This window comes from Nostoc sp. DedQUE05 (genome assembly GCF_034530955.1).
GTDB lineage: Bacteria > Cyanobacteriota > Cyanobacteriia > Cyanobacteriales > Nostocaceae > Nostoc.
This window is the reverse complement of sequence record NZ_JAVRCB010000014.1, coordinates 159,402-170,671: the sequence shown is the minus strand read 5'-3', so window position 1 is coordinate 170,671 and position 11,270 is coordinate 159,402. Positions and strand designations below refer to the sequence as shown.

The 11,270-nt window shown below is 40.3% G+C and carries 10 protein-coding genes; 6 read left to right on the top strand and 4 right to left on the bottom strand.

Features of this window, described 5'->3' with window-relative positions; all coding sequences use genetic code 11:
* Positions 1-492 precede the first annotated feature (492 nt).
* Positions 493-1,542 (top strand): M28 family peptidase, encoded by a 1,050-nt coding sequence (locus tag RMZ42_RS13195; RefSeq protein WP_322671839.1) that lies wholly within the window; start codon positions 493-495, stop codon positions 1,540-1,542.
* 144 nt (positions 1,543-1,686) lie between these two features.
* On the opposite strand, the gene RMZ42_RS13190 is transcribed toward RMZ42_RS13195, so the two are convergent.
* Complete coding sequence (locus tag RMZ42_RS13190) at positions 1,687-2,139, bottom strand: hypothetical protein (protein ID WP_322671838.1); 453 nt, start codon at positions 2,137-2,139, stop codon at positions 1,687-1,689.
* Between the two features lie 501 nt (positions 2,140-2,640).
* On the opposite strand from RMZ42_RS13190, the gene RMZ42_RS13185 reads away from it, so the two are divergent.
* The 4 genes from RMZ42_RS13185 to RMZ42_RS13170 all read left to right on the top strand — a co-directional run bounded on the left by RMZ42_RS13185 (position 2,641) and on the right by RMZ42_RS13170 (position 7,552).
* The gene (locus RMZ42_RS13185; RefSeq protein WP_322671837.1) at positions 2,641-4,308 is read left to right on the top strand and encodes an alpha/beta hydrolase; all 1,668 of its coding nucleotides are present in this window, start codon (positions 2,641-2,643) and stop codon (positions 4,306-4,308) included.
* Positions 4,309-5,681: 1,373 nt separating this feature from the next.
* Positions 5,682-6,368, top strand: a complete 687-nt coding sequence (locus RMZ42_RS13180) for a DUF6875 domain-containing protein (RefSeq protein WP_322671836.1) — start codon at positions 5,682-5,684, stop codon at positions 6,366-6,368.
* A gap of 323 nt (positions 6,369-6,691) precedes the next feature.
* Positions 6,692-7,156 carry a CYTH domain-containing protein gene (locus RMZ42_RS13175; RefSeq protein ID WP_322671835.1) on the top strand — a complete coding sequence of 155 codons (465 nt, stop codon included), beginning with the start codon at positions 6,692-6,694 and terminating at the stop codon, positions 7,154-7,156.
* Positions 7,157-7,174: 18 nt separating this feature from the next.
* Complete coding sequence (locus tag RMZ42_RS13170) at positions 7,175-7,552, top strand: hypothetical protein (RefSeq protein ID WP_322671834.1); 378 nt, start codon at positions 7,175-7,177, stop codon at positions 7,550-7,552.
* 235 nt (positions 7,553-7,787) lie between these two features.
* On the opposite strand, the gene RMZ42_RS13165 is transcribed toward RMZ42_RS13170, so the two are convergent.
* On the bottom strand, positions 7,788-9,170 hold the full coding sequence (locus RMZ42_RS13165; protein ID WP_322671833.1) for an aminopeptidase P family protein: 1,383 nt from the start codon (positions 9,168-9,170) through the stop codon (positions 7,788-7,790).
* Between the two features lie 46 nt (positions 9,171-9,216).
* On the bottom strand, positions 9,217-9,483 hold the full coding sequence (locus RMZ42_RS13160; protein WP_322671832.1) for a hypothetical protein: 267 nt from the start codon (positions 9,481-9,483) through the stop codon (positions 9,217-9,219).
* Between the two features lie 237 nt (positions 9,484-9,720).
* Between RMZ42_RS13160 and RMZ42_RS13155 the strand changes: the two genes are divergently transcribed.
* On the top strand, positions 9,721-10,536 hold the full coding sequence (locus RMZ42_RS13155; RefSeq protein ID WP_322671831.1) for a PhzF family phenazine biosynthesis protein: 816 nt from the start codon (positions 9,721-9,723) through the stop codon (positions 10,534-10,536).
* Positions 10,537-10,538: 2 nt separating this feature from the next.
* Here the strand turns inward: RMZ42_RS13155 and RMZ42_RS13150 are convergent, their stop codons facing one another.
* Positions 10,539-11,003, bottom strand: a complete 465-nt coding sequence (locus RMZ42_RS13150) for a DUF29 domain-containing protein (RefSeq protein ID WP_322671830.1) — start codon at positions 11,001-11,003, stop codon at positions 10,539-10,541.
* Positions 11,004-11,270 lie beyond the last annotated feature (267 nt).

Here is an 11,270-nt window from a genome sequence, read left to right as displayed (position 1 = left end):
ACCCGAATTCAATAAACGACTACCCGAATTCAATAAACGACTACCCGAATTCAATAAAATTTAAATTGCATAAGCTGGGCGGGCAAGATGCCATTGGTGTCAACTTAAGCTGGAAATAGCTTAACTGTTGGCTTCCATGCCCGCCCGGAAATAAATTTCTTTGGCTTTTAGGCTTAAGTCTACTGAAGTAGACTGGAGATTTTTGGCGATATTTAGTCATCTTCAGATGACTTTAGCTATGAGACGGGAATTTCAATTCCCGGCGGACAAGCGGTTTCACGTTAAGTTGACACCAATGGCAAGATGCCCACCCCACAAGAGTTATATTTAATTCAATTATGCAAATTAGATGTTTCTTAGCTTAATCAGATTTATCGCGTCTTTGCGATCGCTCGCTAGAATTTTCATCAAAAAACCTTAACCGAAGCAATCCTGGAAAGTGATGCTTGGGGATTTGCGCTACCCTAAGTCAGGAAGCCAAGGATAAATCAGATGAGAAAATGGATTTGGCTGATGCTGTTGGTGCTGATGACAGTTGCCGTGTTGGGTAGCAGAGGTAGCACGTTTTTTGAACAGCGTCCCTCACCGACAATTGTTGAGCGGATTCCGGTGGAAACACTCGATTCACAGCCATCAAGGGAAGTTGATATTACTCCCCAAGTGTCTACTGAGAAGCTGTTAAACCATATCCAAAAGTTGAATTTTCAGCGCTACACCACAAAAGAGCGATCGCTTACTCGCACTTATATTACAACTGAACTGAAAAAATTCGGCTGGAAACCTAAGTTAGAAAAGTTCTCTGACGGTGTAAATATTTTTGCCGAACGTCCAGGAACTAACAAAGCCGCGAAAGCAATTCTCGTAGCAGCGCATTACGATACTGTTGCCTCTTCCCCTGGTGCCGATGATAATGCCAGTGGTGTAGCCGTAGTGCTGGAAGTCGCTCGGTTACTCGGTTCCCGTCCTACGCCACGGACGTTACAGCTAGCTTTTTTTGACCAAGAGGAAGCAGGACTTTTGGGTAGTCAGGCTTTTGTGAGTAAGACAACACGCTTGCAAAATTTAGGCGGAGCGATCGTTATGGATATGGTAGGTTACGCTTGTTACACTTCTGGATGTCAGAAATACCCTACCGGATTGCCTGTGACGCCACCTAGCGACAAGGGCGACTTTTTAGTAGTAGTCGGCGATACAGAACACTTGTCTTTACTGAATGCCTTTCAAAACTCACAAAATACCCCTTCAACCGCCCTGAATAAACAGGAATCAATGCCAGCAGTTCTAACATTACCAATTCCTTTTAAAGGTTTACTGACACCAGACACCTTACGCAGCGATCATGCACCGTTTTGGTACCAAGGTGTGGGTGCTGTGCTGGTGACAGATACCGCAAATTTACGCACTCCGCACTATCATCAACCTAGCGATGTACCAGCGACTATCGAGCGATCGTTCTTCACCGGAGCAGCACAAATTGTAGTTAATGCGACTAGTGCTTTATTAGAGAAAAACCAGATTTTGGAAACTCAACCACCAAGCTAACTTATGAATTATCTTGACCAAATAATTACTAATTCGTAATTAAAGAGGGTACAAACCCCCACTAAATATGCAGATTTAGTGGTCAACAAGACAGTGGTAGGTTAAAGCCCACACTAATTGTAACTACGAATTACGAATTACGAATTACGAATTATTTTGACTAGCTTTTGGTTCAGGGAAAGTCAATGTCCAATTATTTTTATTATTGACCTGAGAATATAAACCTTGAAGAATGAGCCGCAGAGTTTTTCGAGTTCTAATAGGCTTCTTTACCAGATAAGTTCCTGGTTCAGCAAAGATATCATCAAAGTTTTTTTTATAACCAAATTGTTTTGAACAATAACTGCCAGCACCTTGGACTGTTAACACAAAAAATGGAGATTGTTTGTATTCATCAGGAATCATAAAGATGCCATATACATGGTGACGACCACGCCACGGTTGAACACTAACCTTAGTAGCATGTACTTGAAATTTTGTAGTTTTTGATGCGATAAAAGCCTCAAAATTGCAATCAGAATCATTCACAGGCCACCACAGTGTAATAATACTCAAAGAGAGCAGAAAAATTAAAATATAGGGTAGTCTGCGACGCATAAAGCCAAGAAAAATTGTTGACGCGGCTGGGGGAATTTGATCAGTAACGATTGTGCAGCTACAGCAATCAGACTATTCACCTGCAACACCTCTGCAAAACGTTTGAAACAGCAAAGACAAAACATTAAGCAGTCGGTTAAATTTTTCTGTGAAAAAAAAATGCAGATTGTAGATGCGTAGTTTACCGCCGCAGGCATCGCTTTCCCTGTTCTAGTAGCTCCGTTACAGTCTTAAACCTAGCTGAGAAACAATCAAGCTTTTGTGGCTGTTAACACTGATTTATGCTCAAATTTTTGGCTGTGATGAATTCTACAATTTGTTACTTTTGTTATCCTTGTAATATGGCTCTGTTTGCATTGGCAGATGCTTTGAGGAGATTAGAGCATAGACGTAGCCATCAAGTTAAGAAAAAATTTACTTTTATTTCTAATCAATTATTGGGGTAGTCAAATACACAAATATCCGTTATATTCCCGTAAGTAACAATTGGTATAAAAGTTTATGGGAAATTGGAGAAGTCTTAAGACAGTTGCGGGTTTATTTAGCGCGTTGGTTTTGCCCGCCGTAGGCATCGCACTTACACAGCTGGGGGCAAATACTTCGGCTATTGCAGCTGACACAGTTGTTGTGCGTTTCGGTTTATTTACAGAATCCATCTCTCTTACTGAGTTGCAAAAGGCTGTAAAAACAGGAAAATTGCCTGGGAGTTTACAGTCTTTATCTGAAGAACAACGCCGCTTCTTCTTGGGGGCGCTGGGTATGAATATACCGATGAATGTTGTCACACTTGATAAGTTAATTAATACCCAGATTGGTACAAGTATTCTCAGTGACTTTGCTACAGCCTTAGCCCGAAAGGACAAAGCTGGGGTACAAGCACTCAGATCGGGCTTGGTATTAGGTTCTACTGCACCGCAAGGTCTTTCTATACTGAGTTTTATTGCTGCTTATCCCAGTAAACGCTTAGAAATTGATTTACCAAAGGCTTGGGTTGTTACAAAAAACTTAAATACAGCTTTTTGGCGTACCCAGCAATTTATGTTAGCGATCGCTCCCCAACTTGACCCCATAACAGCACATCCGAGCACACCGCAGATTGCTTTCCCTTTCGATCCCAGCCAACCAGGAAGCGCCCAAGTAAAAGTACTCAATTTAAGTCTGAACGATCAAAAGCGCGATCGCAAAATTCCAGTTGATATTTACTGGTCAACTGCTGCAACTCCCGACAAACCCGTAATTGTCTTTTCTCACGGTTTTGCATCTGTCCGCACGGACTTGCGTTACTTAGCAGAACATTTAGCATCCCACGGTTATGTAGTAGCAGCTTTAGAACATCCCGGTAGTAATGCGGCAAATATTGATTTAGCATTACAAGGCAAAACCAGAGTCATGAAGCCTCAAGAGTTTTTAAATCGCCCTCAAGATATTAGTTTTGTCCTCGACGAATTAGCAAAACTCAACCAAACAGCTAATTATCCCCTACAAGGGAAACTTGCAACTACAAACGCGATGGTTGTTGGCTATTCTCTTGGTGGTGGTACAGCTTTAGCACTTGCTGGAGCCGAGTTGCAACTAGAACATCTCAAACAACGCTGTAAAAAGAACCTGACTATCTTAAGTTTGGGAGAAAATATCCAGTGCATCGCTCAAGAACTACCAGAAAATAGCTATCAACTACGAGATCCCAGAATCAAACAAGCGATCGCTCTCAATCCGACAACTTCTCTAATTTTTGGCGAAACTGGGTTAACTAAGATACAAGTTCCTACCATAGTGTTAGCAGGTTCCGCCGATAAAACCACCCCAGCTTTAACTGAACAGATTGTGGGATTTGACAAGATCCCATCCCCAAAATCGCTAGTTGGTATTATTGGGGCTACTCATCTCAGTGTAAAAGACCCCAGCACTACATTAGATCAGGTTGGACAACCAAATACACCGATTAGTGGCGGTGAAGTTGTCGGCGAACAAGCAGCAGATGTTCGCAAGTATGTTAAAGCTATAACTTTGGCCTTTGCTTTCCAGATGACTCCAGAAGCTAAAAACTATGCTATCTTCCTGACACCAGACTATGCTCAGTTTGCTTCAACTGCGGCATTTCCCTTCCGTCTAATTACCCAGATTCCTCCTGATGCTATGGCAGTGGTGAAAGAATTTGTTGATAAATAATGGACTTTCAATTAAACAAATATAGGAATCCGATTTGATTAATGAACATATTTGCGTAAGGAGGGAACTCTTAACTGGAAAAAAGGGATTTAGGAGTGTACTGAGTTTTTTCAGAAATCAAATATGAGTCCTATATAGGACTTACGTATCATACATATTGACTATACTAATTTTGGGTTTTTGAACCATTTCTAATACCCAGAACAGTAAATATGCAGCAAAATCGGGGTTGCAATCAGCACCTGAAATATAAATTTGACTTAAAGCATATTATGGTTAATTGGTATAGTACCGGAAGTCCTAAAATATTTAATTTTGTGAGTAGCTTACTTAAGAATAGGGGTATGGGGAACGGTAGAAGTCGCCGCTTATTCTAACTATCCCTACTATTTTTATTTTGAGACCAAATAAAGCCTAAAATACCGATATTCGCTACAAATACCTGACGTTGAGATCGACCAATCGAGAATATAGTATTTTCATCTAAGTGGATGTCTGAAAACTTTTTGGTGTTGTATTCGAGACTTGTAGATCCCCCTAAATCCCCCGATAAATTGGGGGACTTTGATTCCAGTTCCCCCCTTTTTAAGGGGAGCCAGCGCGGTCTTGGGGGTTTCCCCCATGAGCGACTGGCGTGGGCTAGGGGGGATCAAGCGAAATATTGAATACTTCTCAGACATCCTCTAAGTGGATTAACTACCTCACTCTATCAAGCATTTTCCCCAATCTATTTGGGAGAGTGTACTTTATTAATTTGTAATTCGCTGTAAGTATTATAAAACTTATAAAATTGACTTATACCAATTCTGTGTAAACTTTTTACTTGCTATAAGTATACTGCCTTGATAATAGCCCTAAAGTTGCTGTTAAAACTACACTAAATTTTTACAGTAAAAATAACTATTTACACATAAAATTTATAATGTATTCGTAAAAATAACAGAAGTTTAACAGTGTAAACAACTAGGAGTAGATGCCGAATGATGGTACATACGTATCCTATATAAATCGTAAATTCTTTTTGAAAAAATCTGTCAATTAATTGTAGAGTGTGTTACCAAAATGTAGCATAACTTACAAGCATTTCAAGATTCAAATATTAGTTCTGAAGCTAAATATTACAAACTAATTTCAAAACAAATGAAAACAAGTTATTTGATGTGAAATATGTTTGTATATGTTTTGAAGTAACTTACTTGAAGTTCACAGAACTAAATGAGAGAGCATTGTTATCTTCTGCAAGCTACCGATTAACCAAAAATCAACAACAAAGAGCTTGTTTTATTTACTTAAATAATTAGTTTTACAATACACCTGTATGTAAACTAATTTGGGATTCAGAATTAAACAATTATTCCATTTAACTCAAGCTTATGCAACTCTATACAACTCGTGAAATTGAACAACTCCAGCAACACGAAGACCTTTCTACCTTAATTGAAATTATGGAATGGGTGAAAAACTTTTTAGGAAGGCCTCATCCTGGCTTAGGTAGACCCGGCGCAGTTTGCCCTTTTGTACCTTTCTCTCTCAAATCAAACAGTATTCGTCTAGCAGTTATTCACACAAAAGATTTGTATCCAGAAAAATTAGAAGAGATTGTTGGACGCTATCGAGATATATTTCTGCAAATAGATCCTCAAGAGCAGGAATTAGCAATTAATAAAGCTTTTTTACTTATTTTTCCTGACATCTATATAGAAGACGCTACTAATGTAGTAGATAGTGTCCAACAAAAACTTAAACCTTTGTTTGTTGAGTCAGGATTAATGATAGGAGAATTTCATAAACGTAATGAAAGTCCTGGTCTACACAACCCAAACTTTCGTCCACTTCGTAGCCCTATCCCCCTGTTGGCTATTCGGTTCATGGTTGAAGCTGACCTCCCTTTTCTTCAGAATCCTGCCGATCCACACTTACGTATTCGATATTTGGAAGCTTATTTAAAGAATTTTGAGCATAAATTTACAGATGAAATAAAGTTTAAAAATGCTCGTCAAGCATTGGCTTTAGCAAAAGAACAAATTAAACAAGAAAATTTGGTGAGTTCTTACATATAACAAATGTTTTAATTACAGGTTAGTTATTGAGCATAGGTATGGAGAATTAAAAGTCTTTAAAATTCATTGCATCTGGAAATAAGTGAGATAAAAATCACGAATTTACTGCTAGTTGCAATTGCTTAATGCAGATAGCATCAAATCGTCATCAGGATGTAAATTATCGGACTACAGTAGAAGCGATCGCTAATTATCAATTAGTTAATATGAATACTTCAACAACTTAACTCTGATTTGTAATCATTGCGCACACATTTTTGTGAAAAATTTTCGGATTACTCTATTATTTGTGATATAAAAAAGCAAATAATTTGGTAAATAAAATGGCAAAAGAAATAGAGCGTAAATATTTAGTGAGAGGAAATAGCTGGAGAGGATTAGCTGAAGGTAGTGTATATCGTCAAGGATATATTGCTACACAAGATAAAGCAACTGTACGCATACGTATAATAGGGGAAAAAAGTTATTTGACCATTAAAGGCCCCAATATAAAATATTCGAGATTAGAGTTTGAGTATCCTATTCCTGTTCAAGATGCTCAAGAAATACTTGAGACATTATGTCAACGTCCCTTTATAGAAAAAACCAGATATAAAATAGAGTCGGGTAGTTTAATTTGGGAAATAGATGAGTTTGATGGTGTTAATAAAGGACTGATATTAGCAGAAGTTGAACTCACTGATGAAAATCAACAAATTGAATTACCAAACTGGATTGGACAAGAAGTTTCTGATGACTCTAGATATTTCAACAGCAATTTAGTAAAATACCCTTTTTCACAATGGTAATAGAATGATATCAAAACTATGCGAATAGCCAAACGCAATGATTGGAAAACAGAACCTATGCCTTCTGTATGCAAAAATATAACGCTAGAAAAAGTTTACTCGCAGCAAGAATTCGACCGAATTGCTGCTGGAGTCATTCCAGAGCAGATGGAAGATAAGTGGTTCATTTTCTATGAGGCTCCTTGGCTATATTTGCATCGTAGTTGGACTGGTTTTTGTATTTTCAAAGTGCGTTTTGAGGTGGTTGCAGAAACCGTAAAGATTGCGGAAGTACAAGTAAATCGAGAGCCAGCGCAGTACTATAACACTGATGATGAGCGCGATGCCTCTATGTTAGCGATCTTGCTGGATTCACGATCTGAACGTGGTGTGCGAAATCATATCAAGTCGGGGTAATTAGTTATGATACCCACAGTCATTGCACCCCACCCCCAGCCCCTCCCCGCCTGCGGGGAGGGGAGACAAAGCGTAGCTTTGGTGGGGTGGGGTTCTTGGGGTTTAGTAAGTAATCAAGCGGACATGATATCAAATGCTTAACTGGATTAAAGATCGATCCAGTAATTCAGAAAAACCATAGTAGTACACAGCATCACACTGCAAATATTTACAAAAGATGCCTGTGAGTATGAACTCAGCCATTGACTAGATTTTCTACAGTATCGGCATCGTTTGGTAATGCAGCTGTTAAAACTTCGCTGCCTTCTGTAGTAACTAAAACATCATCTTCAATGCGAATTCCTCGGACATCGGCGAATTCAGATAAACGCTGCCAATTCACCACATTCTGATATTTTGAACGGACATTAGCATCATTTAAAATTGCTGGTACTTGATAAAAACCAGGCTCAATTGTGACTAACATTCCTGGGCGCAGGGGACGATTTAAACGGAGATAGCTTAAGCCAAAGCGATCGCTCCTTTGGCGTCCTTCTTCATACCCGGCTAAATCGCCCAAATCTTCCATATCATGCACATCTAAACCCAGTAGATGGCCGATCCCATGAGGGAAAAATAGCGCGTGGGCATCGATTTCTACTAAATCTTGGGGATTTCCTTGTAAAATGCCTAACTCCACCAAACCTTCAGCGATCGCTGTAGCCGCTAGTAGGTGAATATCCCCATACTCTACACCAGGCTGGATTTTGGCTATGCAAGCATCGTGGGCTGCCAACACCACATTATAAATATCTCTTTGGGTAGATGAAAACTTACCCGAAACTGGCCAAGTGCGAGTTACATCACCCGCCCAACCAGTTTCAGTCTCAGCACCAACATCAGCAAGCAGTAAATCACCTGGTTGCAAACTATGGTGATACTGCTCGTTATGCAAAACTTCACCGTGAACAGTGACAATACTGTTGTAAGAGGTAGTCATATTGTGGGCAATAATCACCCCTTCCATCGCTGCCCGAACTTCTGCTTCTAGTTTGGCTTGGGGTGTTGCTGCCATCCCCGCTTTGTGAGCTTTGACGGTGACAGCCGCAGCTTTTCTCAACTCGGTTAATGCACCATCATCGTGGGTGAGGCGGAGTGAAACGATCGCCTTTGCTAACTCCAAGTCAATTCCTTGGGGAGGACTTTGTGGTAAAACCCATCTATTTAATAGCTGCGATTGCTGCGTCCAAGTAGCAGCATCTTGGACGGCAAGTGTAGCGGCATCTTCTAGCCAAGACTCTAATTCTGCCATTGGCCTTGCCACATCCGCCCCAATCTTCTCGGCTATTTCTTCGCGCGTTGGCATTTCTCCATGCCAAAGGGCGCTACTGGGTGACGGATCGTCGATGAATAGTTCTAGTTTGCCCGCTTCTAGACGAATTGCCGCTTTTGGTAATGGCAGTCCGGCAAAATAAAGGAAATGACTGTTAGCACGAAATGGAAAGGAATTTGCCGGAAAATTGCGCGGATTGTTGCTACCTGACCACAAAATTGCCGGAAAATCAATCAGTTTGGCTAGTTGTTGCCGTCGGTGGCGTAAAGTATCGGCGAGGGAAGTAGAAGTTTGTGGGATAAGCATAAATGTAAACTCAAAAAAAGGATAAAGGTAATAGTTTTGCCTTTATTTAGTCGTTATCGTCTTTATCGTCATCTTTTTTATCGTTTTTGCGATCGCCATCTTTTTTATCATTTTTGCGATCGTCATCTTTGTGGTCGTCATCTTTGTCGTTCTGGTTAGGTTGTAACTCTGGTTTTTGTTGCTCAATTGGTGCAAGTGGCTGCGGGGCTTCAACAACACAACTAACTAATCCTCCAGAAATTAGCGCTAAGTTGACAGCAGCAAAGATGCTTCTGAAGATTTTTATCCTCACGTTTTCGGTTTGCTTTAACATTGGCCCTAGTTTTTGGAGATTGTATTCCTAATTTATAAGGTACTGTATATAGCGGTTCTCATTTGGATTAACACAACGTAGTAGCGTAGCAAGACTAAAATAATAGTGCATTAGCAAACTCTTGTGGGACTGGCTCTCTAGCCCGTCCTGGCGGGCAAGATGCCCGCCCCACAAGAAAATTTATTTATGGGGATCATTAATTTTAAATTTTGAATTTTGAATTCGGAGCGAAGCGACGTGACTTTAAAGAAACAAATTATTACTCAAGTTGATGCTTTTACCAATACACCTTTGGCAGGTAATCCGGCTGCTGTCTGTATTTTGCCTACTCCCCAAGATGAGCGCTGGATGCAAAAGGTGGCTCAAGAGATGAATTTATCTGAAACAGCTTTTTTAGTCAGACAGGATGATGGCTTTAATCTGCGTTGGTTTACGCCCACAGTAGAAGTTCCGCTTTGTGGTCACGCAACTTTAGCTAGTGCCCATGTACTTTGGTCAGAGGGACATTTGTTACTTGATGAAGTTGCACGTTTTTATACCAAAAGTGGAGTGCTGATTGCGAAGTTACAAGGTGATTGGATTGAGTTAGATTTTCCAGTAAATCACTCACAAGCAACAGTCGCTCCTCCAGAACTCAAGCAAGCTTTGGGTGTAGCCTACAAATCTGTCTTGCAGAATTCACTAGGTTATCTTGTGGAATTGGAATCTGAACAATTGGTGCAGCAAATACAGCCTAATTTTCAACTGCTAAAAACCTTACTGATTCCTAACGTCATTGTCACCAGCCAGACTAACTCTGATTCTGAATATGATTTCGTCTCTCGCTTCTTTGCACCAGGATTAGGTATTAATGAAGACCCAGTGACAGGAGCGGCTCATTGCTGTCTAGCTTGGTTCTGGCGCGATCGCTTGCACAAAAATGAGTTTTTGGCTTATCAAGCATCTAGTCGCGGTGGGGTGGTGAAGGTGTATTATGACGGAGGCGATCGCGTTTTTCTCGCTGGACAAGCGGTAACTGTGCTGCGAGGGGAGTTATTTATCGCATCAACCTAATATTACAAATCGATAATATCTGGCAAAAACTCACTATCAAGAATTTGGACAATGGAATAAGGACATTCCACTGGAAACGTATTGATTGGTAGTTCAGTTTCATTACTAGCAGCTTTCAATCCCCGATAATAGCACTGGGCTAAAACTTCTTCTGGATAAGATTTGAGGCTGGGACTCTCTTGCAGTAAATCTGCAATTTTGTGGCGCTGCTCATCAATCGTATTTCGCCAAGGGCCACTCCGCAAACTAGATTGATATTGCCACTTGAGCAAATGCTGTAATAATACTTCCAAGCGGCTTTTCAATTCTCGTCGTTCTGACCGTCCCAAGCTTTCAATCTCCTCAATCACAGCATCCCAGTCTACTTGTCTAAATTGTCCAGCACGAATAAGTTGTACAGTTTTTTCTGTCCATGCTGCAAAGTCTGTTTCATAGAACTGGGCTGCACTTTTCGGAATCTGGGTCACGTCGCTTCGCTCCGAATTCAAAATTCAAAATTCAAAAATTTTTGATCCTTATAAATAAATGTTAGTTGCTCTGTATCCTTTTTCTTTTTGGTCATCAGCTTCCTGCAATCTACCGTATATTAGCTAAATTGCAGATACTGTACGCCCATTGTAACGTCAAGAAAACTATAGAAAGCGATCGCATATTTTTAGCCATACAAGCCGTAACGCCTTTATCTTGAGCTATCCCGATACAATCGGCATTACCTGCATAAAATAGCGCGGCAC

Coding starts and splice junctions, on each gene's coding strand:
- RMZ42_RS13195 (WP_322671839.1), top strand. CDS start 493: ATGAGAAAATGGATTTGGCTGATGCTGTTGGTGCTGATGACAGTTGCC.
- RMZ42_RS13190 (WP_322671838.1), bottom strand. CDS start 2,139: ATGCGTCGCAGACTACCCTATATTTTAATTTTTCTGCTCTCTTTGAGT.
- RMZ42_RS13185 (WP_322671837.1), top strand. CDS start 2,641: ATGGGAAATTGGAGAAGTCTTAAGACAGTTGCGGGTTTATTTAGCGCG.
- RMZ42_RS13180 (WP_322671836.1), top strand. CDS start 5,682: ATGCAACTCTATACAACTCGTGAAATTGAACAACTCCAGCAACACGAA.
- RMZ42_RS13175 (WP_322671835.1), top strand. CDS start 6,692: ATGGCAAAAGAAATAGAGCGTAAATATTTAGTGAGAGGAAATAGCTGG.
- RMZ42_RS13170 (WP_322671834.1), top strand. CDS start 7,175: ATGCGAATAGCCAAACGCAATGATTGGAAAACAGAACCTATGCCTTCT.
- RMZ42_RS13165 (WP_322671833.1), bottom strand. CDS start 9,170: ATGCTTATCCCACAAACTTCTACTTCCCTCGCCGATACTTTACGCCAC.
- RMZ42_RS13160 (WP_322671832.1), bottom strand. CDS start 9,483: ATGTTAAAGCAAACCGAAAACGTGAGGATAAAAATCTTCAGAAGCATC.